The following is a 25274-nucleotide window of genomic DNA, read 5'->3' as shown; positions in this document are numbered from 1 at the left end:
TACGTTTCCGCGCCAAGGAGCAACTCGACGCAATGGGCAGTGTTCACGTTCGCTCAACGGCAATTTATCAGGCAGCCCTTGGCCTTTGCTGCCTGCTTGCGCTCACCGGGCAGGCTGTCGGCGCAGAGAGCGCCGCCACTGCTGTGGTCGATCCATTGATCTCGATGCACGAGGGGTTCGTGGACGAGAAGAAATGTGCCTCCTGCCACACCGATGAGGCGGAGGCCTTTGCCAAATCACATCACGCCAAAGCAATGGCCCTCGCCGGCGACACAACCGTGCGGGCTGATTTCAACGACGTCCAGTTCGATCACGATGGCATCGTGACAAGCTTCTTTCGCCGGGACGGTCGCTCGTTCGTCCGGACTGAAGGACCTGACGGCAAGCAAGCGGAGTTCGAGGTCAAATACACCTTTGCCTACGAGCCGCTGCAGCAGTACCTTATCGATCTCGGTGGCGGGCGATTGCAGGCTCTCGACATCGCCTGGGACACCAACAAGCAGGAATGGTTTTGGCTTGGCGAAGGCAAACCCGCTAGACCAGGGTCCACATATCACTGGACGGGCCCATTCTACCGCTGGAACCGCACCTGCATCGATTGCCATTCGACCGATCCTCAGACCAACTATCAGCCGCAGGCGAATGAATACAGATCAACCTATGTCGCGACCAGCATCGGCTGCCAATCCTGTCACGGCGGCGGGGCAAAACATGTCGAATGGGCCGAGACGAAATCGCAAGCAGTCCTGACGACGATCGGACCGACCCTGGGTCTGTCAGAGATCGATGCGAGCACTTGCTTTGGCTGTCATTCGCGACGGACCAAGGTTCTGGACGGCTATCAACCCGGACAACGCTTTCTCGATCATTTCTCCCCGGCGCTGCTTCGTTCGGACCTCTACTTTCCTGACGGACAGATCCTCGACGAGGTATTCGAATACGGCTCCTTCCAGCAAAGCAAGATGGCCAAAGCAGGCGTCACATGCCTCGATTGTCACCGGCCGCATGAGGCAACACTAAAGGCAGAGGGCAATGCTCTGTGCACGCAATGCCATACAGCAAACGCTCCGGAGCGCTTTGTGAAATTCAATCCAGGCGGCGACTTCGACACACCGGCCCACACCCATCACCCGATGGGCTCGTCCGGAGCGCAGTGCGCCAACTGCCATATGCCCCAGCGCACCTATATGAAGGTCGACCCGCGTCGCGATCATTCCTTCGTGACCCCGCGTCCCGACCTTTCCGAAATGTACGGCACGCCGAATGGCTGCACCACGTGCCATGCTGGTAAAACCAGTGCCTGGGCCGCCGAAACCATGGATAAGTGGTACGGCACGGCCTGGCGTGAACGTTCGACCATAGCGCACGCTTTCGCAGGCGCGGCGCAGAATGATCCGGCCTCAATCAGCGCACTGCGCAAGCTTGTCGCGGACAGTGATCAGGCAGGCATCGTCAAGGGCAGCGCGATTACCGCGATGAGCCGGGTCGGTGGAGCAGATGTTGCGGCAGACGTCGAGGCGGCAGCGGGACATTCCGATCCGCTTGTCCGGCTCGGAGCCGCGGAAGCGGCGGGCAATTTGCCATTGGAGAGCAGGCTAAAAGCAATAGGGAAGCTGCTCGGCGATGATACACGCGCCGTTCGGGTGGCGGCCGTCACGGCACTTGGCCGCATACCATCGCTGGACTTCCTCGGCAATGAACGCCGCACTTTCGAGGCCGCTATCGAAGATCTGCGGGCATATGTCCAGGCCAACGCCGATGTCGCCGAGGTCCAGAACAATTATGGATCCTTCCTGCTCGACCAGCAACGCTTGAACGAGGCAGAGAAAGTGTTCCGCCAGGCGCTCGTGCTCGATCCGGCGTTTTCGGGCGCGCGCATTAATCTTGCCGAGCTCTACCGCGCCTCCGGCCAGAACGAAAAATCCGAACGGTCCTACGCCGAGGCAATCGCGATTTCGCCCGAACAGGCCGACCTCCGCTACGGCCACGCATTGTCGCTCGTCCGCATAAAGGCGTTGCCGGACGCAATTGCGGAATTCGAGATGGCGGTAAGTCTTGATCCAGACAATTCCCGGTATAGGACGACGCTCGCCATTGCATTGGATTCGGCCGGCCGGACTGCGGACGCGTTGGCGATAATTGACAAAGCTGGGAGGGAAACGGACGCTAACATGCTCGGCGTTGCGATCCAATTTGGCCTAAAACTTCGGCGCTTTCCAGAAACACTCAAACATGCCGAGGCGCTAGCCCGCTTGCAGCCGAACAATCCGCAGATCGCAGACCTTGTAAGACAGTTGCGGGCGGTGGTTGGGAAAAATTGAAGCGGCAATGAGCAGCGTTCTCCCATTGGGATCAACATCAATGGTGATGATCGTGCTCGCTCAGAGAGATCTTTATATCCTGCAGGAACCGGAATAGAGAACCGACCAGCAGGCATAGGGAGACGATGAACAACACACCTGCGCCCAATTCATGGCGATATCCGAGGAGAGCCACGACAAACCCAAACAGCAGGAGGACGACGATCCCGATCGCGCCCGTGACCGCCAGTTGAAGCGACTGATTCAACAATGTCTCACGGCGCTTCAACCGGGCGATATCCGACTTTAGCCACGTGCGAGCAGGATCATCATCGGCAATCTGATTGATGGACCGGATTCGGTCTGTCACCCCTGCCATCCGGTTGATCAGGATCGACACCAGAGCTGCGATGGAGGCCAGCAGAAACGCTGGAGCCACCGCATGAGCGATCATTGTGGAAAGTTGATCGACGTTGACAGACATATTCTTTTGCTGCCGCTAGCTTGATCTTGTCGAGATTGAACATGTCACCGATTGGACTTTTCGGCAAACATGGGCCTTGGCATCGCCTCGCGACCGCTGCATTAAGCGCAATTGCCTTGTGACATCGAAGTGCCGGGGATAGTCTGCCGGTGCACCTTCCAGGCAACATGCAGGTTTCTCGTCGGATATCAGGTTGGGAGCGGCTGGGCAGCGAGAGCAACTATGGAACCAAAGATCACATATGGACCCGGTCTTGCCCATTGCACGGACTTCCGATCCGGCCGCCGCAAGACGGAATCAATCGACGCTGAACTGTTGCAACGCCCATGAGCGAGCACCCTGTCCGCGACGAACCACGATGGGCTCCTGCGCTGGCGATACTGGCCGTGCTCGGTCTTTTGGCAGTGCTGCCCCACCATGTGCGTCTGATGCCAGCGTGGGTTTCCTACATCGTCGCGCTTGTGGTTATTGTGCCCATGATTGTGGTCACACTAACTGCAAGCAGTTTATGGACACGCATTGAGCAGACCGTGATCATGCTCCTTGGTGCGGCCTATATCGCCAACACGGCGGCAGAATTGGCAGACATGATCGGGATCATCACGCTTCATCCACCGGAAACCCGCGCTGTCTCGCTGCTCTCCTCATCGCTTGCGATTTGGGTCACCAATGTTTTGACGTTCTCATTGCTTTACTGGCAAATCGATCGCGGCGGGCCATTCTCCCGGGCGCGTGGAACCACAATAAAGCCGGATTGGCTCTTTCCGCAGGCGGCGGCACCCGAGGTCACATTACCCGACTGGCAGCCATTGTTCCTCGATTACCTGTTTCTCGGATACAACACGGCGACGGCATTCAGTCCCACCGACGTCCTTCCGCTCACGAGACGCGCGAAGATGCTGATGATGCTGGAGAGCACGATCTCGCTGTTGACGCTCGTCATCGTTGCCGCCCGCGCGGTCAACGTTCTCCCGTAGCTGTGCGGGCTTTCGGCGTCACTTCGGGAAGAGAAAGGTTATGCCGGCCCTCGCGCCGAAGCCATCGGGTCCGCTGTCCGGACTTTCAGCCCAATAGCGCAATCCGGCGAACAGACTGATCGGCTGCTTGTCGATCTTCACAAGCTTCGCCACCGTGAAATTGACTGGCACCGACCATTGTTCGGCCTCCCAGTCATAGGTCGACTCGGTATTCAGCGTGAAGGTCCAGGCATCCTTGGTAGTGTAGGAGATGAAGGGTTGCAGGAACGTCGCGTTGACATCATTGCGGTCGTCATCACCGGCAAACGACCAGATGTGGTTGGCCAGCCCGCCGAAGGTCCAGGGTCCTTCCTGCTTCAGGACGACCGCTGTGGGCCCTGCGCCCCATTTTTCGCCACTGAGCAGATCGTCCGTTCCAGTCGGCAGGAGGAACATCGGACCGGCACCCCAGATGATGCCACCAGCTGTCGGCTTCTTGGGCGAGAAAAAAAGGCTTTGGGTTGTATCGCCAAGGCCGAACTGGTCGCCGGACGGTCCGGCGACGTCGTTCTGCCAGGCAACTGGAACAATGGTTCGCGAGATGAGGTTCCAATCCTCGTTCAGCGTGAACGGAATGACGGGCTGGATGTTGACGTAGAATTTCTCTCCGTCGTTGGGGCCGTAGCCGCTGTCGTAGTTTCCCTGGAATGGCACGCTGATTAGTGATGCGATGGGGTTTGAAAGTTTTTTGGCCAAGTCTTCACTTGATTCCTGCGCTGAAGCGCCGGAATTGACGAGCTGCAGCACAGTGATTGCAACGATCGGGATTGAATACCAGCTTTTGACAATATCCATGTGAGTTTCCCCCGACGCATCGTAACATTGTTGGCTGAAAAGGGAAGAACAGCGTGACAGCTGCATTTGGACCCTTGCTCCATGGCATTCTGCCACTCGAAAGCTGGCTGTTGCATTGAACAGTTGAGCCTCAACCGCCGAATGGCGGGCCACATACCTTGGAGGAAGGTGCGGGCACCAGCGATTGCGTTACCGTAACGTACTTGTGCCTGTTGCCCATGGTGACAAGTTTATAGCTGAACGAACGGGAGGCTACGACGATGCTGAGAATCGGCACATTGTTTCTTGCGACATTGAGTTTGACGGCGGTTTCGTACCATCGTGCTGATGCGCAGCAAGCCACGGGTGAGCCTGGTTCGCCGAGCGCAACAACGACGATCGATGGAAAATACTTGCCCAATCAGCCTCCGGCGTTCGGCGGGCAAATCGGTCTCGATGCCAAGAGCTCCAAACCCTACTGGCCGCCCCAAATCGTGCCGCCCAAGGGTGCACCCAACGTCCTGCTGATCATGACCGACGATGCGGGTTACGGCGTAGCCGGAACATTTGGCGGTGTCATCCCGACGCCGGCTTTGGACCGGGTAGCAAATGCGGGTCTGCGTTACACCCAGTTTCATTCCACCGCGCTCTGTTCGCCGACACGGGCCGCATTGATCACCGGCCGCAATCACCATTCCTCCGGTTTTGGTGTTATTTCAGAGCAGGCGACCGGGTATCCTGGCTATGATTCCATCCTCGGCGTGAACAACGCCACGATCGGCGAAATCCTGAAGCAAAACGGCTACGCGACCTCGTGGTTCGGCAAGAACCACAACACGCCTGCCTTTCAATACAGTGCTGCGGGGCCGTTCGATCAGTGGCCAACCGGGATGGGTTTTGATTATTTCTATGGCTTCATGGGTGGTGACACCAGCCAGTGGCAGCCATACCTGTTCCAGAACACAACACAGATTTTTCCATGGGTTGGCAAGCCCGGCTACAATCTCATCACTGACGAAGCCGACAACGCCATCGACCATATCAAGCAGCTGAATGCCGCAGCGCCTGACAAGCCGTTTTTTGTCTATTACGTGCCCGGTGCCACGCACGCACCTCACCATCCGACCCAGGAGTGGATCGACAAGTTCAAGGGCAAGTTCGATATGGGCTGGAACGAAATGCGTGAGCAGATTTTGGTCAACCAGAAGAACCTCGGCGTGGTTCCGGCGAACACGCATTTGACGCCTTGGCCAGATGATCTGCCGAAATGGGATACGCTTGACGCCGACAGCAAGAAACTCTTCGCACATCAGGCGGAGGTGTTTGCTGCCTATGTCGCCTATTCCGACAACGAGATCGGGCGGGTGATCCAGGCCGTGGAGGACGTCGGCAAGCTCGACAACACACTCATCATCTACATTGAGGGCGACAATGGCACCAGCGCAGAGGGAAGTGCACTCGGTACGCCCAGTGAAGTGATCACAATCCAGGGCATCGACATTCCCGTCAAAGACCAGCTGAAGTTTTATGACGTCTGGGGTTCAGACGAGACCTATCCGCATATGTCTGTGGCATGGTCATGGGCCTTCGACACGCCGTTCAAATGGACAAAGCAGGTCGCCTCGCATTTCGGCGGTACGCGGCAGGGCATGGCGATGGCCTGGCCGGCACGGATCAAGGACGCGGGCGGCATCCGTAGCCAGTTCCACCACGTGATCGATATCGTTCCCACGATTCTCGAGGCGACCGGGATACCCGCGCCGGTGATGGTCAATGGCGTGGCGCAGAAACCGATCGAAGGCGTCAGCATGACCTACAGTTGGGACAAGGCGAACGCCAATGTTCCGTCGGCACGGAAGACGCAGTATTTCGAGATGTTCGGCAACCGCGCGATCTACAACGACGGCTGGGTCGCTGCCACGACACCGCCCGCCCCACCTTGGCTGATGGGCAAAAGCAAGATGCCCGATGTCGTTGATGGCTACAATTGGGAACTGTACAACCTCACGGAGGATTTCTCGCAGTACAACGATCTGGCTGCAAAAATGCCGGACAAGCTACGTGAGATGCAGGAAATGTTTCTGATGGAGGCGGCGAAGTACAACGTGTTCCCGCTGGATAACTCGATCCTCGAGCGCATCCTCACATCACGACCGAGTGCGACCGCAGGGCGCAACGATTCACATACTCAGGCGTTTTGTCCGGCCTTCCAACCAGCGATGCTCCGAGCATCCTGAACAAGTCCTACTCGATCACTGCGGACGTCACCATACCGGAGGGCGGCGGCGACGGCATGCTCGTCACCACTGGCGGCCGCTTTGGCGGATACGGGCTTTATCTGCTCAAGGGCAAGCCCGTTTTTCTCTACAATTTGGTAGATATGGAGCGCTTCCGCTGGGAGGGGCCTGAGGTGCTGACGCCAGGAAAGCATACGATCGTCTTCACTTTCCAGGCTGATGGCCCAGGCTTCGGCAAGGGTGGTGCAGGCGTCCTTAAGGTGGATGGCACAGAGGTTGCTAGTCAGAAAATTCCGCACACGATCCCGATCATAATGCCATGGGATGAGACCTTCGACGTCGGGGTGGACACCCGCACGGGTGTGGAAGACAACGATTACCAGGTGCCGTTCCGTTTCACTGGCGAGATCGCAAAGCTGACGGTTAACCTGCAACCCTAGACATGGATGGCGCGTACAAGGGGCATTGGCATCAATGTCCCCAGGTCGATTTGTCCATGGCTGCAAGACTGGACGGACACTAGTTCCGCCATCCCTGGCCGTCAGGGCCTTCATCCCTTTGGGGTGATTGTCGGCACGGCGCATTTGTCAGATGATGCATTGGCAATCAACAATGACGGGGGAACAACCTCATGCGCCTGACAGCCTTTAACTGCCTGACCGTTTTCACCATCGGCCTCAGCCTCGGCATCACAATCGGCGTGTTTCACATTTAACCGCTTCGCCCAGCACCTGGACCAGCTTCCGAACCGGATGCATTTGTTGCATGCCGGCATGACTGCGGCCATGAACAGGAAGGCGCCGGCGCGCCTTCCCATCCGCACCATTCGACTATTGTGTGTTGAGATCATCAAGCGCCCGGTTCAGCGCCAGAACATTGACGACGGGCTCACCCATAAAACCAAGCTCGCGCCCTTTGACATTCTGATCGACCAGTTCGCGAACGCGCGTCTCGTCAATACCACGAGCTCTGGCGACCCTTGGTACCTGAAAATAAGCCGATTCCGGCGAAATATGCGGATCGAGACCGCTGCCTGACGTGGTGACAAGATCGATCGGTACGGCCGCATTCGGATTGGTTTCCTTCAATGCTGCCTCATCCGTCTTGATACGGTCGATCAGTTTCGGATTGGTGGGTCCGAGATTGGAACCGCTGGAGGCACCGGCATTGTACCCGTCGCCCGCAGCGGATGGTCTGCCATGGAAATAGTTGTCACTGGAAAATGCCTGGCCGATCAGTTCCGAACCGATGACGGTGCCGTTCTTCTCGATGAGACTGCCATTCGCCTGACGAGGGAACAGTAGCTGTGAGATACCGGTCATGCTTAAGGGATAGATCAGGCCTGTGATGACCGTAAGGGCGATTACCATGACAATCGCGGGTTTGAGTTGTTTCAACATTGGGATGATCCTTTATGCGAGCCCGAGGCTCGTGATGACCACATCGATGGCTTTGATGCCGATGAAGGGGACAATGACACCGCCGAGGCCATAAATCAGAAGGTTGCGGCCCAGGAGAGAACCGGCGCCGACCGGCCGGTATTTGACGCCCTTCAGCGACAGCGGGATGAGCGCGACGATGATCAGCGCGTTGAAGATGATCGCCGACAGGATGGCGCTTTGAGGCGTCTGCAATCCCATGATGTTCAGAGCGTCCAGCTGCGGGTAGAACGCCAGGAACATTGCCGGAATGATGGCAAAATACTTGGCGATATCATTGGCGATGGAGAAGGTCGTCAACGCCCCGCGGGTCATCAGCAACTGCTTGCCGATCCCGACGATCTCAATCAGCTTGGTCGGATCGCTGTCGAGATCCACCATGTTACCGGCCTCTCGCGCGGCCACGGTGCCTGTGTTCATCGCCACGCCGACGTCCGCCTGCGCCAATGCCGGGGCATCGTTGGTGCCGTCGCCGCACATGGCAACAAGTTTGCCTTTCGACTGTTCGTCGCGGATGAGCGACAGCTTGTTCTCCGGCGTTGCCTGGGCGAGGAAATCGTCGACGCCGGCTTCCGCGGCGATAGCTGCCGCCGTCAGCGGATTATCCCCCGTGATCATAACCGTCCGGATACCCATGCGGCGCAACTCGGCAAAACGCTCACGAATGCCGCCCTTCACGATGTCCTTGAGGTAAACCACCCCAAGCAGCCTGCCGTCACGCACGACCGCAAGCGGCGTACCGCCGGCCTTGGCGATTTCGTCGGCGATAGCCTGCAGATCGCGGACGGTCCCGGCGCTGGCGCCCCTTCCTATTGTCGCGACCGTCCCACCCGCTGCGGGCGCCGCTGCCATCGCCGTCTGATCGGCATAGGCAAGGACGGCATCAACAGCACCCTTGCGGATCGACGATCCGTCAATATCCACACCGCTCATGCGGCTTTGTGCGGTGAATGGTACGAAGTGGGCATGCAGGGTTTGCATGTCGCGGGCGCGAATGCCGTACTTTTCTTTCGCGAGCACGACGATCGAACGGCCCTCGGGTGTCTCGTCGGCCAGCGAGGCGAGCTGGGCGGCATCGGCCAGTTCCTCTTCGGTGACGCCTTGTACCGGGAGGAGTTCGGTGGCCTGGCGGTTGCCAAAGGTGATCGTACCGGTCTTGTCCAGAAGCAGCGTATCAACGTCGCCTGCCGCCTCAACCGCGCGTCCGGACATTGCCAGTACATTGAACTGGATGAGCCGGTCCATGCCGGCGATACCGATTGCCGACAGCAGCGCACCGATCGTTGTCGGGATCAGGGTCACGAACAGGGCGACCAGGACGACGACCGGAATAGCGCCGCCCGCATAGCTGGCAAAGCTCGGAATGGTTGCTGTTGCCAGGACGAAAATCAGCGTCATGCCTGCCAGGAGAATGTTCAGGGCGATCTCGTTCGGTGTCTTCTGACGCTGAGCGCCTTCGACAAGCGCAATCATCCTGTCGATGAATGTCGAGCCCGCTGCCGCCGTGATGCGGACACGCAGCCAGTCGGACAGGACCTGCGTACCGCCGGTGACGGCCGAGCGGTCACCTCCGGACTCGCGGATGACAGGAGCGGATTCACCAGTGATCGCCGATTCATTGACCGAAGCGACGCCCTCGATGACCTCGCCGTCGGACGGGATGATGTCACCGGCTTCCACGAGGACGACATCGCCGACCTTCAAACTGGTGCCGGGAACCAGCTTGAATTTGGCGGCGTCGTCGCCGGAGAGCAGCTTCGCCTGGGTTTCAGTGCGGGCCTTGCGCAGCGAATCCGCCTGTGCCTTGCCCCGCCCCTCGGCGACTGCCTCGGCAAAATTGGCAAAGAGCACCGTAAACCACAACCACAAGATGATCTGAAAGGAGAAGCCGAGGCTTTGGCCGCCTGTTGCCACCTCTTTGAGGAAAAGCACCGTGGTCAATGCGGAGACCACGGCAACGACGAACATCACCGGATTCCGGATGAGGCTGCGCGGGTTCAGCTTTTTGAAAGCGCCGCCGATGGCGGGCAGCAAGATCGATGAGTCCATCAGACTCGCGGATTTGGACTGGCTCATGAGAGACTCCAGTTGTGGATGTGAATGAAGGCGTATGCAGCGAGCCATACGAGCAGCATGATCATCGCCATGCCGAGAATGATGTCGGAAGCGCGCACGCGCCGGGTTGCGCCCCGCGCCAGATTTCCTGCGCGGGCCTGAATGTCGAATTGCAGATAGCCGTGACGCATGGTGCGCTCCGTCAGAATGTCTGCCCGAGCCCGGTGGCGAGATGCTCGACGATCGGTCCGACGGCCAGCGCCGGGAAGAAGGTGAGACCACCGACGATCAGGATCACACCGACGAGCAGGCCAACGAACAGCGGGCCGTGGGTGGGAAATGTGCCCGCGGATTCCGGAACAGTCTTTTTTGTCACAAGAGAACCGGCGATCGCCAAAGCCGGAATGATCACGAAAAACCGCCCCATCCACATGCCGGCGCCGAGCGTGATGTTGTACCAGGGCGTGTTCCCTGTCAGGCCACCGAATGCCGAACCGTTGTTTGCCGCGGCGGAGGTATAGGCATAAAGGATTTCCGAGAAGCCATGCGGACCCGCGTTGGCGATGGAAGCGACCGCGGAGGGCAGAACGGCCGCAACCGCGGTGAAGCCGAGCATTGCCAGCGGCAGGCATAGGACAGCCAGCATGGCCATCTTGACTTCCTTGGCCTCGATCTTCTTGCCGAGATATTCGGGCGTGCGGCCAACCATCAGGCCAGCCACGAAGACGGCGATGATGACGTAAAGCAGGATACCGTAGAGCCCCGCGCCAACGCCGCCGATAACCACTTCGCCAAGCATCATGTTGATGAGCGGAATCATGCCGCTGATCGCCATGAAGCTGTCATGCATCGCGTTGACAGCGCCGCAGGATGCGGCCGTCGTGATGACGGCGAACAGCGCTGACAAGGCGATGCCGAAGCGCGTCTCCTTGCCTTCCATGTTGCCGCCGTCGATGCCGAGTGCATGGATCAGCGGATTGCCGGCGGCCTCGCCCCAGTAACAGACGATCACACCGCCCAGGAACAGCAAGCCCATGGCGGCGAAAATGGCCCAGCCCTGACGCTGGCTGCCGACCATCCGGCCGAACACATTGGTCAATGCCGCGCCGATGACAAAGATCGACACCATCTGGATGAGGTTTGAGATCGCATCGGGATTTTCGAACGGATGCGCGGAATTGACGTTGAAGAAGCCGCCACCATTGGTACCGAGCATCTTGATGGCCAGCTGCGAGGCCACCGGGCCGACGGCGATGGTTTGCTTGGCGCGCTCTAGCGTCGTCGCGACGGCGTAGGTTCCCAGTGTCTGCGGCACGCCGAGATAGACGTATACAAGCGTCAAGACGACACAGATGGGCAGCAGTATATAAAGCGTGCTCCTCGTTAGATCGACCCAAAAATTGCCGATCGACTTGCCCGATGCGCGTGCAAATCCGCGGATCAGCGCAATTGCGATGGCAATTCCGGTCGCCGCAGAAACGAAGTTTTGCACGGTCAAGCCGGCCATCTGCACGAGATAGGACATCGTGCTCTCGCCGCCGTAGTTCTGCCAGTTCGTATTCGTCACGAAGCTGATGGCGGTGTTGAACGCGAGATTGGGTTCGGTCGCACCCATTCCCGCGGGATTAAGGGGAAGATCCCCCTGAAACCGCTGCAGGAAATAAAGAACGATGAAGCCGGCCAGACTGAAAAACAGCAGAGCCGCTGTATAGATGGTCCAATGCTGTTCTTCGCGTTCGCTTGTCCCGGCCAGGCGATACAGGCCCCGCTCCACGGGAACGAGAATGGGCGACAGAAACGTGCGATCGCCGTTGAATACCCGCGTCATGTAGCCACCGAGCGGCTTTACGAGCAAAATGATGATCCCGCAGAAAACCAGGATTTGTAACCAACCGTTGAGAGTCATGGGAAGAACTTTCCGTGCCTGGCGTCAGAAGCGCTCTGGGCGCACGAGGGCGTAGGTGAGATAGGCGAGAAGGAACAGAGTCACAGCGCCGCCGAGAATGTAGTCGATAGTCATCTGGCACTCCTTCCCGTCAAAGACTGTCGCAGGCCTTGGTGTAAGCCAGCGACAGGACAAAGAACAAAATGCCAATTCCAAGAACAACGACGTCCATCGAAAGAACTCCTTTTCCATTACTGCGCCGGGTCCGATCGGGCCCGCAAAGACGTAAATAAAACGATCGGTCACCGCCGTGAGCGGATAGCTCCAGGGCCAGGACCGGCCAAGATATGACTTGGAACGGCATATGAATTCGAGACGGCATCCATGGGAGAGATATAAAAATACTATAAGGATTCGCGTTGGCGCCCGGCCTGCCGCGATACCAAAGTTAAAAAAACAGTGGTTACAGGCCCCCTCCTCCGCCGTGATGTTGGTTTCGCACGGGCGAATCGGTGCAAACTATCCGCTGACGCGGAAATGGCGGCAGGAAGGATGACCGGAATGACGATGAGCTTCGAGGAGTTCCAAGCTTCGCGTGATTATAGCGATGACCTCCATGCGCTCGGTTTGTGCGAAGGCGAAGGCTTTTATTATGCCGACGGCCTTTGTTGCATCGAAAAGAGCGGCGCTGTGTATCTATTGCATCACGGCGACCGTACTCTGGTCGATACGGACCTCGGCAAACTGGAGCGCGAGCTTTATCACCGTTTTTATTCCGCGGCAGCGGCGTAAGACGCAACCAAGTGTCTCCCGGCTACACCGGTTTAGACCCGAACTGCCGGCTACCTACTCCATTTGCGGAATGTTACTCCCATTTGACGCCTTGTGTCTGTTCATTGCGAACGTAAAATCATGGCTATGATGATGATGGAACCGACAAAAAGCTCCGACAATCAATCGGACAGAACCAGAGAATGCAAAGAAGCGCTGAAGCCGGGTTTTGAGTATCTGGCCGAGCAGGCCTTGAGTGTCGGCTGGGATCGCAACGAGGTAGCGCTGGCTCTGTCCGAACTGGGGGAACAGCTTCTTCAGCAGACAGCGGAAACTGCCGGCTCAGAAGCCGACATCGCAATAGCCAAAGCACTGTTCGAAATAAGAAAATCCCTTTTGACATCCCATTAGGGTAGTCCATAAATTTTTTTCAGAATTGCTGGAACAATCTCGGCGTCAGTGCGTTTTATGAGTGCCGAGACAGCATCGGACAAGTTCCGACAGGCATCTCGACAGAGGCTCAGTATCGTCCATGGCAAAAAAACCATGTGGCAATCTGGGCCTCACTTTTTTGAAGAGGGTCAGCTGGATGTGATAGTCACGCCAGTATATCTGCCAATTCCCGCCTCGCAATTTCACGCAGACGTTCTGCTTCATCCTGGGCAATCCAGCGGTAGGGAAAGCGGAGGCGCGTTCCCACAGGTCCCCAATTGCCCACGGCGGCCAGCAACTTATCGAGAGCGGCATTTGAATAGCCGAGTTTCTGCCGGAACGGCACGATATGTTCGTCCATGAATCTGCAGATCCGCTGTTCGATCTCCAGAGCGGCAGCAATGTCTTCATTGATCATTTGCGTCCATCGTTGAGCGCCCCGCGGACTGAGGCATGCGACGTTCGAAAATGAACCCGCCGCAACCCCCTCTTTGACCCCTGTGGCGAGATGATGCCCTGGAACGAAAAGCGAAACAGCCTGCAAATATGTGCGGGCTTCGGCGTACCAGTCGTTGCCGCCATCAGCCAGTTTCACGCCGGTTACGCCAGGTACCGGTGCCAATATTGCCGCAAGATCCTTTGGTGAGAGAACGCGCTTTGCATGGGGCGGATTGTAGAGGATCAGCGCAACCCCACCTGCTACCTCGGATGCCCTGTGGAGAAAGTCGATCGCTTCGTCATTGGTCAGCGGCCACCAATCGGGCAATATTACCTGAATTGCCGCCGGACCATACGATGCGGCGCGGCGCACCCGGTTCAGCATGATTGCCGGATCAGGCTGGCACGCGCCAATGACGAAAGGCATTCCCGCCCGCTTGCAACGTTCGGCAAGCGCCGGCTGGATGCGGTCAAATTCCGCTTCTGTCTGATTGTGGAATTCGCCCGCAGTGCCATTCGAATAGATACCATCGACACCCGCCTCGATCAGGATATCGATCTCGTCGCCCAGTTTACTGAACTCTATACTGTCATCTGCCTCTATCGGCAGGAGCAGACTGGCCCAATTACCGGCAATGGCAGGGTTTTCTGATATCACAGCAAACTCCCGGGTCAGCTCAAATCATCGCGGATACAGGCCTTGAACTGGCCGGGCGCAATTTCGCGCAATTGCGGCACCGTATTGGCGCAGGCATCCAGCGCATTCGGACATCGTGTGCGGAACACGCAGCCGCTGGGCGGATTGGCCGGGCTCGGTATATCGCCCTTCAGTATCTGGCGATTGCGCGGCGCGTCCGGGTCGGGCGATGGGATCGCTGACAGCAAAGCCCGTGTATAGGGATGTTGGGGCCGGGCATAAAGATCGGCGCTGGCGGCAATCTCCATGATGCGGCCGAGATAAAGGACGATCACCCGGTCGCAGATATATTCGACCACGGCTAGATCATGCGAGATGAACAGCATGGTTAGTCCGAGCCGCTGCTGCAGATCGCGCAAGAGATTGATCACCTGCGCCTGGATCGACACATCAAGTGCCGAAACAGGCTCGTCAGCGACAATGAATTCGGGAGCAAGCGTCAAAGCGCGTGCAATACCGATACGCTGGCGCTGCCCTCCGGAAAACTCATGCGCATAGCGGTTGATCGCTTCGGCCGGCAGATCGACCTGTTCGAGTGCGGCTCGCGCCCGATCGAGGCGTTCCTTGCGGGTTCCGATGCCCTGAATGTTCAGACCTTCGGTCAGGATCTCGCCGATTGTCATGCGCGGCGAGAGGCTGGCGAAGGGATCCTGGAAAATATACTGCATTCGCGGCCGCGCCCGCCGCATCTGTGCGGACGAGAGCGTCGTCAGTTCCGTTCCGTCGAATTGAACACTGCCCGACGACGGCTCGACGAGACGCAACACCGAGCGGCCGATCGTGGTCTTGCCGCTGCCGGATTCGCCGACAAGACCGACCACCTCGCCCTTGCCGATATCGAATGAAATGCCTTCGAGTATATTGAGTTTGGTGCCGCGCGAAACATAGTGCTTCGCCAGATCACGAACTGAAACGAATGGGACGCTCATCGGCTTACCTCCTGCCATCTGATGCAGCGGCTGTGATGCGCTGCATTGACCTCGGCGAGCGGTGGCACCGCCGTCCGGCAGGCGTCGAGGGCATAGCTGCAACGTGGAGAAAAAGCACAGCCCCCCGGCATGTCCGCGAGACTCGGCACGACCCCGGGGATAGCCGCTAGTTTCTCTCCGGCCTGCTTCATGCGGGTCGCATCTCCAAGCCGCGGCATCGATGCGAGGAGCCCAAGTGTATAGGGGTGGCGCGGATTGCGAAAAACCTCGCCAACAGGGCCTTCCTCGACAATGCGACCGGCATACATCACAGCCACGCGATGGGCTATTTCTGCAACGACGCCCAGATTGTGCGTGACAAAAAGCATGCCCATGCCGCGTTCACGCTGCAGCTTCAGCAGCAAGTCGAGAATCTGCGCCTGGATCGTCACATCCAGCGCGGTCGTTGGCTCATCGGCGATCAGCAATGTCGGATCGCAGGCCAGCGCCATGGCGATTGTTGCGCGCTGCCGCATACCACCGGAGAGCTCGTGCGGATACTGCCCTGCCCTGCGTCTCGCATCGGGAATGCCGACCTGATCCAGAAGTGCAATTGCTGCAGTCATCGCCGATTTCCGATCCGCATTGCGGTGAATCCGAATGGGCTCCGCTATCTGGTCACCCACGGTAAAGACAGGATTGAGGCTCGACATCGGCTCCTGGAAGACCATGCCGATGTCGTCGCCGCGGATTCCCCGCATTTGCTGTTCATCCAGCGCCACCAGATCCCGGATCGCACCATCCTTGCTCTTGAAGCGGATACTGCCCGCCGCAATCGCCCCGACATTGCGGGTCAACAAGCGCATGACCGATAGACTGGTTACGGATTTGCCGGAACCGGATTCGCCGACAAGCGCCACCGTTTCACCGGGCGCAATGGTCAGGTCGATGCCGTTGACAGCCGTAATCTCGCCGCCGCGGGTGCGGAAGATTGTCCGCAACCCGCGAATGTCGAGTATTGGGTCGATGCGCTTGTCCATATCCGGCTCAGCCAAGCAGGCCGGTTGACCGCAGAATCGCATCGATACGCGCCGCCTCCGCGTCATTGAGCGCCTGCCGCGGTCGTGGCATGACATTCGTGCTGATGATGCCAAGGCTGCGCATCGCGGTCTTGAACCCGCCAACGCCCGAGGCACCGCCGCTCACTCGTCCTTGCGCGATCCACACGATCTCAAAAAGGCGGCAGAGCCGCTCCTGTTCCTTGCGGGCAGCAATCCAGTCACCGCGCTGCGCCGCTTCCCACAGCCGCACATAGCCGGATGGATCGACATTGGCGAGACCCGGAACGACACCGTGTGCGCCCATCAGCAGCGCATTGTCGACGACAATCTCGGAGCCGGTCATCAAGAAAATATCCTTGTGTTCGGCAAGATCGAGCAGGGCATAACGGAAGTTGCCATCGTCGCCGCTGGAGTCTTTCAGGCCAACAATGACGCCTTCCCTGGCCAGCGTCGTCACCGTAGGGCGGGCCAGTTTGACATGGACGCAAACCGGAATGTCATAGGCCACCAGCGGAATGTCCACGGCATCCTTGATATAGCGGAAATGGTCCATCGTCTCAGACTGGCTTGTCACGGTGTAGTACGGTGCGGTCACGACCGCCGCGGCGGCACCGGCGGCCTTTGCGACCTTCGCGTGACGGATGACATTGTCCGTCGTCGCGTCGATCACGCCCGCGATGACCGGCACTCGTCCATTGACCACTTTCACCGAGTGTTCGAGAATTTGCCGGCGCGTCGTCTCATCGTGGAATACGACTTCGCTCGTCGAGCCAAGCACGAACACGCCATGGCAACCTGCCCCGATCAGATGTTCGAGCACGCGGGTATAAGACGGATAGTCGACCGTGAAGTCCGGATTGAGCGGTGTCACGACGGGAGGAACAACACCATGGAATTTCGTCATTTTCGCTTTCTTTCGTTTTCAGTTTAGTTCTGCGCGAGGATCGAAGGCATCCCTCAGACCATCGCCGATGAAATTGATTGCAAGAACAGCAAGGACCAGTGCGCCGCCGGGGAACAGCCATTGCCAGGGAAATTGTTCAAGGACCGCAGTTGACCGCGCAGCATTGAGCATATTGCCCCAGCTGGCAGCCGGCGGCGCGATACCCAGCCCCAGGAAGGACAGGCCCGCCTCCAGCAGGATCGCGTTGGCGATTTGTAGCGTCGCGTAAACGACAAGGATATCGATCGAGTTCGGCAAGCCATGCCGGAACAAGAGGTGTCCGAGCCCCGCCCCCATGCCCCGCGATGCCATGACAAAGTCGCGTTCGCGCAATTCGAGCAGGCGTGAGCGGATCATGCGCGACAGCAGTGGCCACGACAGCAGGGAAATGACGAGCACCGTCGGCCAGATGCCGGTGCCGGCGATCGATGCGAGCACCAGAAGGAAGATAACGGGCGGCAAGGTCATCACAAGATCGACGAAACGCATGGTGACGGCATCGGCCCAGCGTCCGGCAAATGCCGAGATTGCCCCGGCCAGAAAACCGATGATTGCCGAGACGGCAGTCGACGCGACTGCCACCAGCAGTGAAATCCGCCCGCCCTCGAGAACGCGGGCAAACACGTCCCGGCCGACGCCGTCGGTACCGAACCAGTGCGTTACGGTGGGTCCACTATTCATGGCCAGAAGATCGATGTCGTTCGGCTTGAACGTCCACCACAGCGGATAGGACAGAATCATCACCAGCATCGGCACGATTGCCGAGACCCCGAAGAGCGCCGCCTTGTTATGGCCGAAACGATGGAACGCGCGAGCCATTGGACCCGGGCTGGAGGGAGGAGTACGTGCAAGCATCTCAACCCACCTTGATTCGCGGATCAATGACCGCATAGGTGATGTCGGTCAGCAGATTGACGACGATCACGCAGGCACCGATGACAAGGGTCGCGCCCATGATAACCGGGTAATCGCGCGTTTCTACGGCGTTCACCAGCAAAAGCCCCATGCCCGGCCAGTTGAACACGCTCTCGATAAAGATAGCGCCGCCAATAGCCAGTCCGATGGTCGAACCGATGACGGTCACAACCGGCAGCAAAGCATTGCGCAAGGCGTGCTTCGCTACGACCCAGAATTCCTTGACGCCCTTGGCGCGGGCGGTTCGCACATAGTCCTGATTAAGCACTTCCAGCAATGAAGAGCGCATATAGCGCATGATCAATGCGGCCTGCGCGACGGAAAGAAGTGCGGCCGGCAGGATCAGGTGACTGAGCAGATCGGCAACTGAAAATTCCGCGCCCGGTGTCAGCATGCCGCCGGAGGGCGCCCAGTTCAGCCGCACGGCAAATATGTAAAGACCGATCAAGGCGCTGAGAAATGCCGGGCTGGAGATCCCGACGAGCGCGAAAACCGAGAACGACAGGTCCGTGGCGGAATTTCGGCGCACGGCGCTGATAACACCGGTGACAATCCCGGTGATAATGGCAATGACCAATGCGGAACCCATCAGCAGCACGGTCGGCCCGATCCGCGAAAGGACAAGACCCAATACCGGCTGGTCCTGACGCTTGATCGAATGGCCAAGGTTGCCGGAGACGGCCTGCTGCAACCACGCCAGGTATTGCACCGGCAAGGGCTTGTCGAGCCCGAGTTGGCTACGCAGGTCGGTGAGCTGCGCTGGCGACATCGGGATATTGGGATCGATATAGGCATCGATCGGATCGCCCGGCGTGAGGCGCAAGAGCAGGAAGATCAGCATGCTCAATGCGATGAGCATGCCCACTCCTATCATCAGGCGTCGAAGACTGTACTGAAGCATTTTGTTTCCGCTGTGTTGGGGTGACCAAGGCCACCCCGCTTTAAGCAAGCAAACGGTCTATTCGGCGATGGACCATTTTTCCGGATGGGCCTGATAGGGTCCACCGCCCGGCGCGGGCGTCCAGGTGAAGTCCTTGACCTTTGCCGAGACCACGCCATAGCGATTTGCGACCCACAGCGTCGCCCATGGCAGATTGGCGTTCATCACCTTGCAGACTTCCTGATAGCGGGTATCGCGCTTGGAGGCGTCGGGCTCGGCCAGTGCCGTATCGAGCGCCGCATTCAGATCGGGCATGCGGGCGCGCACGACATTCGGACCTGCGGGCGGAATCTGCTTCTCGTTAAGACCGACATTGATGCTGCCCGCATCGGGCCCGTTCTGCAGCCCCGCATACACCATCTGGAACTGCGCGACGTCCGGCGCCGGGTTGAGCACGATACTGTTGTAAGTCGGCGTATCGACCGCTCGCGGGACGACATTGATGCCCACCTGTGCGAGCATGGCCTGAACGGCGGCGAGCACATTGGTCGCCAGCGGTGTCGTATAATAGGTCAGCAGTGTAATCGGCTTGTCGCCGTTGATCTGCGCCCATCCGGCTTCTTCGAGCAGCTTCTTCGCTTTCTCCGGGTCGTAGGCATAAGCGTCGATGCCCTGCGGTAACAGCTGATCGACCACATAGGCGCAATTAGCCGGCTTGGCGGCGCCGCTATAGAGGCTCTTTATGATGGCGTCGCGATTGATCGCATACATCACAGCCTGGCGGACACGGACATCCTTCCAGATGGGCGAGTCGTGATTGAAGCCCAGATAGTTCACGACATATGAGTCGCCTTCGATCACCCTGAAGCCTTCGTCGCCCTTGAACGTCGAAACGTCATTGGAATCGACGTAGGTAAACTGGATTTCGCCGGCGCGAAGTGCAGCGATAGCTGCTGCCGGATTGGCGAAATAGCGGTTGATCACCCGCTCCAGCGCAGGCTTGCCACCGCGATACTCGGTGTTTGCAGCAAGTTCGACATATTGGTCGGTCACGTATTTGGTGAACTTGAATGGCCCGGTGCCGACCGGTGCCGTCGACCACCAGCTGTTCTTCGCGAGCTGATCGATGGGTATGGATGCCAAGGCATGTTCGGGCAGCATCATCACCTTGGTCATCGTATCAAGCGTGCTTGCGCTTGGAGCGCTGAGCTTGACGACCAGTGTATGATCGTCGGGTGCCTCAACCGAGGCAACTGCCTTCAACCGCGCGGCAAGAACCGATCCCGATTTCGCGTCCATGGCCAGGCCCATCGTGAATTTGGCGTCCTTGGCCGTGAAAGGCTTGCCGTCGTGCCATTTGGCATCGGCCAGCTTGAACGTGTAGGTCAACTGGTCCGGACTGACCGCATAGGAATCCGCCAGAACTCCGGTGACCTTCTGCAACTTCTCGTCATAGGTGACGAGAGGCTCGTAATAGACACTGAGCCAGGTGAACCCGGCTGTCGCAGCCAGGGGATTGAAGTTACCCTGGAATCCTCCGGGTCCCACGTCAAAACCACCCGACAAGGTTGCCGCCTGGGCGGTGGCCGGTGCCAAAGATGCGCCTCCCATCAGTGCCGCGGATATCGCCAGCGCCGAAGCCATCATTCTTAGTTTCATAGTATCCTCCCATTGGATGTATTGGTCTTGTTATGTGCAATCACCCGCGCGATCCCCTCGTAGTGACTGTCAAGACGGTTGCGCGCGTCTTCGAGATTTCTGGCTTCCACCGCATCGACGATCGCTTCGTGATCGCGCCAGGTGGCCATCGGATCGGTATTTTCGAGATTGACGAAGTCGGATGCCTTGTAGAAGGCAAGCCAGAACACTTCGATGAGCCTGACCAGCGTCTCGTTTTCCTGGCAGCGGAACAGCAGTCGGTGGAACAGTCTGTCTTCGTCCACAAAGGCCTCGTTGCGTTCAGCATGAATGCGCATTCGCGCCACGACCTGCCGCAGTTCGTGGATATCCTCGTCGGTAATTCTCTCGAGGGTTTTGCCGATAAGGCCTACCTCCAGCGTGCGGCGGATCTCCAGCACCTCCTCGATCTGACGGAGTGCACCGCCGAGCCCGTAGGCGAGATTGTCAAGCAATGGTTCGAACGAGAATGCCTTGACGAAGACGCCCACCCCTCGCCGCGACTCCAGAACACCAACCGATTCCAGCGCCTTTATGCCTTCGCGCAAAGAGTTCCTGCTAACGCCAAGCTGGCTGGCAAGCTCGCCCTCGGGCGGCATGGGTGCACCGGCTCCAAGGCCATTCTCGTTGATGTAGGCCCGCAGGCTCTCCTGCACGGAAACATGAAGCAATGGCGCGCGGTGCAACGGCTTGAGTGATTTGAACGTCATCGAGGCTGACCCAGTCCGGTCTGAAATTTCAATTTCGAATTGGTTAACCACTTGTAGGATATCTGTCAACAGGATATTCAATCCACTGAACAAGCGGCGCTTTGGATGTTAAGCAGTTCCACCCTTGTTTCAGATTGTGAAACGCTCGCAGCCCGATGTGATCAACGACAGCACAAACCCGCCAAATACATCAATGAGGTCCTTGAAAACAAAACGTGAACATGCATAATGGGCACTGCATTGCCATGATCGAACGAATTGATAATTTCATATATTTTTCAAAGGATTATTGCTGATGAGCATGGAATATACCGTGTATACGCCATTGCAGGAAATCTCCGATGAGATAATTCCGGCACTGGTTTCAGAATTGAACAAATTCGATATGATTTGCGAAATCCACCCAGATGTTTCATTTGCAGATTCGCCAGGTTTTGTGCCGTTCAAATTCCGTCTCGATGCGATTCAATTTCCGGAGATCGCGGGTAAGGACCTGGTCAGCGGCGTGGAAATTTCCATCTATGATTTTGAGGCGGACGAGCAAGGCAACCCCTATTTTGGTTCTGAAGAGGATTCCCAGCAGGGCCAGTACAACAAGATTGTCAGCTTCCACTTCACGGGTGTCTCTGATCGATTTGAGTTCCGCTTCGCCTGTTTGACGAGTGCCGTTCTGACAAATCTTCTCAATGGCATTCGCTCGGACGACGATTGGAATATGAGCAAAGGCTCGGCTGCTATCGTTGCGGAAGCCTGGAACGAGGTGAAGAGCTACGAAGAATACTGCGCCAGGGAGCTCGACATTCCATACCACGAGTTTGAAGGATGGACGTGAGCTACTTGGGCACCGCCTAACGACAACGCATGCGCAAACTATTGGCCCTTCACAGCAAGGCGCGCCGCATCAAGCGCGCGCATCGCTGCGAAGAGAACTTCCCTGTCGCGCTGGTGTGCGTCGAACAGCGCGACAAATACCGGATTGGTGATTTCGTGAGGTTTGGGTGCCGCCTTCGCACGATCGAGACTGATATCTGCCGCGCGCTTGGCCTTGTCGACAAGCTGCTTCGCTGCGTCAACGGCAGAGAGCGGCTCTGCGAACCTGCGCTTTGCGTCATCCGGCGCTTTGGCGGGACGTCCATCAAATCCCGCAAGCAATGATTGCAGGAGCGTTCCGCTGGTAACATCGGCGTTCATGGGCTCAACCGTTCTGCAGTTCATTACATATGGGCTTTTCGTGGATGGATTCATTTGTATTGTCTCAAGAATAGACCTTCGCCGTCCTGCGCGAAACGAATTCAGGATTAAAATCACACTGGATATGAGTACGGGATTCTTGTTTTTGATCAGGTTCTGGAAATCGATTTACTTCGCTGGCGTCGCACTCGCGCGTGCCCTGGCTGCAAAATAATCTCCAGGCGATGAATAAAACTTCGCCCAGCTGTGTTCTCCATCCGTGAGTTCTATTCAGCGGAGATACACGCCATGAGAAATATCGTCAGATCACTGCGCCATCAGCTTCCATTGGCTTTGCTCGGCGCCGGGCTTGCCGTTAGCACCCTCTCCACCCCGGTGTTTGCCGCAGGTGGTGAGGGTGGGGATGCAACGCCCACCTGTGCGAAAGGCAAGGTTTACGATTCCAGGAGCAAGAAATGCGTCAGCAAGAACAGCAGTTTCGTTCCCGATAAGGATCGCACCGAATACGCCTACGCCTTGGCCGAGGCAGGAAGATACCAGGAAGCGCTGGAGATGCTCGACACGCTGAAAGATCCGAACACCAAGGAAGCCCTCAACTATCGCGGTTATGCAACTCGCAAGCTTGGGCGAACCGACGAAGGCATATCCTGGTACAAGAAGTCGGTCGCACTTGATCCCAAATATGCGAAAGTTCGCGAATATCTGGGCGAAGCCTACGTCGTCAAGGGTCAGATCGATCTCGCCAAGGAGCAGCTCATGACCATCAAGTCGATCTGCGGAACCACATGCGAAGAATACAAGGATCTTCAGGAAGCGATCGAGAAGCCGTCGAAGATTTGACTGGGCCATTGCCTGGCTTGGAAGAGCCCGAGCGATGGTCGTGAGGCGTTCACAAACAAGGGATCAAAGTGACCATCGCTCATTTCGAACTTTCTGCATATAGTCGGGCGAACCCATATCAGTCGTCAGCACTGGAAGTCCGGATTGGGCACGCCGGGACGGAGGCAATTATCGCGAGCGAACACGAAATCAGGGCGAGTTTGAGCCAGCACCTCGCCCGGCTTTGGCGGTACGGCGTGGTGCTGTCCCGCCAGCGCGATGTTGCAGATGATCTCGTCCAGGCTACTTGTGTGCGTGCGCTGGAGCGCGCCGCCCAGTTTACGAGCGGCACAAGGCTTGACCGTTGGCTGTTCTCGATCCTGCATTCGATCTGGCTCAATGAAGTTCGCTCCCGGCGGATCCGTATGGGCAACGGTTTTGTCGACGCGGACGTCACGCTTACCTTCGACGGTGAACAGGAAACCGAGCGCCATGTTCTGGCCAATCAGGTCCTGCGGCAAGTGAATGATTTGCCCGAAGCTCAACGGACGGCGGTGTTCCTCGCCTATGTCGAGGGCCTCTCCTACAAGGAGATTGCCGACGTGCTGGATGTGCCCATAGGAACGGTGATGAGCCGGCTTGCGGCCGCTCGTGCAAAACTTGCCGAGAATGCCGGTCCGGAAATGGTCGCGAAACGAACGAAAGGAGGGAATTGATGATTGACCACAGACAAGACCAAATGCCCTCCGACGAACTGTTGGTCGCCTTTCTCGATGGGGAACTGGATGACGCCGAGCGCCTTCGGATTGATACACTGATCAACACCGATGAGACTGTCTCCACCCGGTTCGAATTCCTGTCGCGCAGCGAGATGCCTTTCTATGACGCGTTCGAACCTTTGCTTGAGAATGCTCCGACAGCTAATCTTGAGGCCATTCTTCAAGGTCTTCCCTCGTCCATTGCGGCGGAACCAGCAGGGAAAAACTGGAACCGGCGCAGTTTTATCGCCGCCGCCATCGGCTTGGTCCTTGTAGGCGTCGTCGCGGATCGCGCCTACATTGAAATGCAGGATGCTTCCAGCGAAAGCGACGGATCGGAGTGGCGTGCGGTTGTCGCGGAGTATTTGTCGCTTTACACAGCCGATACACTTGCCAACCTGACGAGTGATGAATCATCGCAAGGCCAGCAACTGCGCAGTCTTGGCGACAGCCTTGGCCTGTCGCTTCCCGCGGAAGCGGTTTCGTTGCCCGGTATCGCGCTGAAGCGCGCTCAGGTTCTTCAGTATGACGGCAAACCCCTTGGCCAGATCGCCTATCTCGACCCTGCCAGCGGGCCGCTGGCGCTCTGCATCATTCGGTCATCCAAGGGGCCGAATTCCCCGCGCGCCGAACAGCGCCACGGCATGAATGTCGTCTATTGGTCCGATCAAGCCCATGGCTACATGCTGATTGGCCATAATTCGGCCGATCAGTTGACCGTTCTGGCCGAGCGGGTGAGAACGGCCCTCTCCACCTAGAGTATCCGTTTTGATCAAGTGGCTTTTTGGTTCCATTTTCGGTTGTCGCGCAGGAGCGCGTTGGCGAGGACGATAAGTTTTCGCATGATTGCAGTTATAGCGACCTTTGGCGGTTTTCCAGTCCCG

The 25274-nt window shown here is 57.9% G+C and carries 24 protein-coding genes and 2 pseudogenes; 9 read left to right on the top strand and 17 right to left on the bottom strand.

What is annotated here, in order from left to right:
* Positions 1-32 precede the first annotated feature (32 nt).
* Positions 33-2321: a tetratricopeptide repeat protein gene (locus CU103_RS29600; RefSeq protein WP_106667620.1), complete on the top strand. Its 2289-nt coding sequence runs from the start codon at positions 33-35 to the stop codon at positions 2319-2321.
* A 37-nt stretch (positions 2322-2358) separates the two neighbouring features.
* On the opposite strand, the gene CU103_RS29595 is transcribed toward CU103_RS29600, so the two are convergent.
* Positions 2359-2784 carry a DUF2721 domain-containing protein gene (locus CU103_RS29595; protein ID WP_106667619.1) on the bottom strand — a complete coding sequence of 142 codons (426 nt, stop codon included), beginning with the start codon at positions 2782-2784 and terminating at the stop codon, positions 2359-2361.
* Positions 2785-3110: 326 nt separating this feature from the next.
* On the opposite strand from CU103_RS29595, the gene CU103_RS29590 reads away from it, so the two are divergent.
* The gene (locus CU103_RS29590) at positions 3111-3761 is read left to right on the top strand and encodes a hypothetical protein (RefSeq protein ID WP_106667618.1); all 651 of its coding nucleotides are present in this window, start codon (positions 3111-3113) and stop codon (positions 3759-3761) included.
* Between the two features lie 18 nt (positions 3762-3779).
* Here the strand turns inward: CU103_RS29590 and CU103_RS29585 are convergent, their stop codons facing one another.
* Positions 3780-4595, bottom strand: a complete 816-nt coding sequence (locus CU103_RS29585; RefSeq protein ID WP_106667617.1) for a hypothetical protein — start codon at positions 4593-4595, stop codon at positions 3780-3782.
* A gap of 260 nt (positions 4596-4855) precedes the next feature.
* Between CU103_RS29585 and CU103_RS29580 the strand changes: the two are divergent.
* Positions 4856-7251: pseudogene (locus CU103_RS29580) on the top strand (arylsulfatase).
* Between the two features lie 390 nt (positions 7252-7641).
* On the opposite strand, the gene kdpC reads toward CU103_RS29580, so the two are convergent.
* The 5 genes from kdpC to CU103_RS29560 are packed head-to-tail and all read right to left on the bottom strand — an operon-like array spanning position 7642 to position 12325.
* Entirely contained in the window at positions 7642-8211 is a 570-nt protein-coding gene (gene kdpC / locus CU103_RS29575; RefSeq protein ID WP_106667616.1) for a potassium-transporting ATPase subunit KdpC, read from the bottom strand.
* Positions 8212-8223: 12 nt separating this feature from the next.
* Positions 8224-10326 (bottom strand): potassium-transporting ATPase subunit KdpB, encoded by a 2103-nt coding sequence (gene kdpB, locus CU103_RS29570; protein WP_106667615.1) that lies wholly within the window; start codon positions 10324-10326, stop codon positions 8224-8226.
* Positions 10323-10496 carry a hypothetical protein gene (locus CU103_RS31675; protein WP_162707133.1) on the bottom strand — a complete coding sequence of 58 codons (174 nt, stop codon included), beginning with the start codon at positions 10494-10496 and terminating at the stop codon, positions 10323-10325. Before CU103_RS31675 ends, kdpB begins: the two co-directional genes overlap by 4 nt.
* An 11-nt stretch (positions 10497-10507) precedes the next feature.
* Complete coding sequence (gene kdpA / locus CU103_RS29565) at positions 10508-12211, bottom strand: potassium-transporting ATPase subunit KdpA (RefSeq protein WP_106667614.1); 1704 nt, start codon at positions 12209-12211, stop codon at positions 10508-10510.
* A 24-nt stretch (positions 12212-12235) separates the two neighbouring features.
* Entirely contained in the window at positions 12236-12325 is a 90-nt protein-coding gene (locus CU103_RS29560) for a K(+)-transporting ATPase subunit F (RefSeq protein WP_100003438.1), read from the bottom strand.
* A 426-nt stretch (positions 12326-12751) separates the two neighbouring features.
* On the opposite strand from CU103_RS29560, the gene CU103_RS29555 reads away from it, so the two are divergent.
* Positions 12752-12982 carry a hypothetical protein gene (locus CU103_RS29555; RefSeq protein WP_146147896.1) on the top strand — a complete coding sequence of 77 codons (231 nt, stop codon included), beginning with the start codon at positions 12752-12754 and terminating at the stop codon, positions 12980-12982.
* A gap of 120 nt (positions 12983-13102) precedes the next feature.
* A complete protein-coding gene (locus CU103_RS29550; protein ID WP_106667612.1) occupies positions 13103-13372 on the top strand; it encodes a hypothetical protein in 270 nt (89 codons plus the stop codon).
* Between the two features lie 187 nt (positions 13373-13559).
* On the opposite strand, the gene CU103_RS29545 is transcribed toward CU103_RS29550, so the two are convergent.
* From CU103_RS29545 to CU103_RS29510, 8 genes are read right to left on the bottom strand one after another with little or no spacing between them, the layout of a single operon-like run.
* Entirely contained in the window at positions 13560-14489 is a 930-nt protein-coding gene (locus tag CU103_RS29545; protein ID WP_106667611.1) for a dihydrodipicolinate synthase family protein, read from the bottom strand.
* Between the two features lie 14 nt (positions 14490-14503).
* Positions 14504-15457, bottom strand: a complete 954-nt coding sequence (locus CU103_RS29540) for an ABC transporter ATP-binding protein (protein WP_106667610.1) — start codon at positions 15455-15457, stop codon at positions 14504-14506.
* A complete protein-coding gene (locus tag CU103_RS29535) occupies positions 15454-16476 on the bottom strand; it encodes an ABC transporter ATP-binding protein (RefSeq protein WP_106667609.1) in 1023 nt (340 codons plus the stop codon). Before CU103_RS29535 ends, CU103_RS29540 begins: the two co-directional genes overlap by 4 nt.
* Before the next feature lie 7 nt (positions 16477-16483).
* Positions 16484-17401, bottom strand: coding sequence for a dihydrodipicolinate synthase family protein (locus CU103_RS29530; RefSeq protein ID WP_106667608.1), 918 nt, complete (start codon positions 17399-17401; stop codon positions 16484-16486).
* Positions 17402-17419: 18 nt separating this feature from the next.
* Positions 17420-18295 (bottom strand): ABC transporter permease, encoded by an 876-nt coding sequence (locus tag CU103_RS29525; RefSeq protein ID WP_106667607.1) that lies wholly within the window; start codon positions 18293-18295, stop codon positions 17420-17422.
* A gap of 1 nt (position 18296) precedes the next feature.
* Complete coding sequence (locus CU103_RS29520; RefSeq protein WP_106667606.1) at positions 18297-19256, bottom strand: ABC transporter permease; 960 nt, start codon at positions 19254-19256, stop codon at positions 18297-18299.
* A 57-nt stretch (positions 19257-19313) separates the two neighbouring features.
* Complete coding sequence (locus tag CU103_RS29515; protein WP_106667605.1) at positions 19314-20894, bottom strand: ABC transporter substrate-binding protein; 1581 nt, start codon at positions 20892-20894, stop codon at positions 19314-19316.
* The gene (locus CU103_RS29510; RefSeq protein WP_106667604.1) at positions 20891-21622 is read right to left on the bottom strand and encodes a FadR/GntR family transcriptional regulator; all 732 of its coding nucleotides are present in this window, start codon (positions 21620-21622) and stop codon (positions 20891-20893) included. The genes CU103_RS29515 and CU103_RS29510 overlap by 4 nt, the downstream gene beginning before the upstream one ends.
* Before the next feature lie 289 nt (positions 21623-21911).
* Here CU103_RS29510 and CU103_RS29505 point away from each other — a divergent pair, with 289 nt between their 5' ends.
* Entirely contained in the window at positions 21912-22454 is a 543-nt protein-coding gene (locus tag CU103_RS29505; RefSeq protein WP_146147895.1) for a hypothetical protein, read from the top strand.
* 38 nt (positions 22455-22492) lie between these two features.
* Here the strand turns inward: CU103_RS29505 and CU103_RS29500 are convergent, their stop codons facing one another.
* Positions 22493-22813, bottom strand: coding sequence for a hypothetical protein (locus CU103_RS29500; protein WP_106667602.1), 321 nt, complete (start codon positions 22811-22813; stop codon positions 22493-22495).
* Positions 22814-23101: 288 nt separating this feature from the next.
* Here CU103_RS29500 and CU103_RS29490 point away from each other — a divergent pair, with 288 nt between their 5' ends.
* From CU103_RS29490 to CU103_RS29480, 3 genes are all read left to right on the top strand, one after another.
* Positions 23102-23653 (top strand): tetratricopeptide repeat protein, encoded by a 552-nt coding sequence (locus CU103_RS29490; RefSeq protein ID WP_106667600.1) that lies wholly within the window; start codon positions 23102-23104, stop codon positions 23651-23653.
* Positions 23654-23721: 68 nt separating this feature from the next.
* Positions 23722-24348 carry an RNA polymerase sigma factor gene (locus CU103_RS29485; protein WP_210203856.1) on the top strand — a complete coding sequence of 209 codons (627 nt, stop codon included), beginning with the start codon at positions 23722-23724 and terminating at the stop codon, positions 24346-24348.
* A complete protein-coding gene (locus CU103_RS29480; RefSeq protein WP_245449070.1) occupies positions 24348-25148 on the top strand; it encodes an anti-sigma factor family protein in 801 nt (266 codons plus the stop codon). Before CU103_RS29485 ends, CU103_RS29480 begins: the two co-directional genes overlap by 1 nt.
* 14 nt (positions 25149-25162) lie before the next feature.
* On the opposite strand, the pseudogene CU103_RS29475 reads toward CU103_RS29480, so the two are convergent.
* Positions 25163-25274: pseudogene (locus tag CU103_RS29475) on the bottom strand (IS110 family transposase); the annotation flags it as partial.

Origin of the sequence: Phyllobacterium sophorae (genome assembly GCF_003010965.1) — a bacterium.
Lineage (GTDB): Bacteria > Pseudomonadota > Alphaproteobacteria > Rhizobiales > Rhizobiaceae > Phyllobacterium > Phyllobacterium sophorae.
Note: the sequence above shows the minus strand (reverse complement) of the source record. Positions and strands in the feature narration are given on the sequence as shown.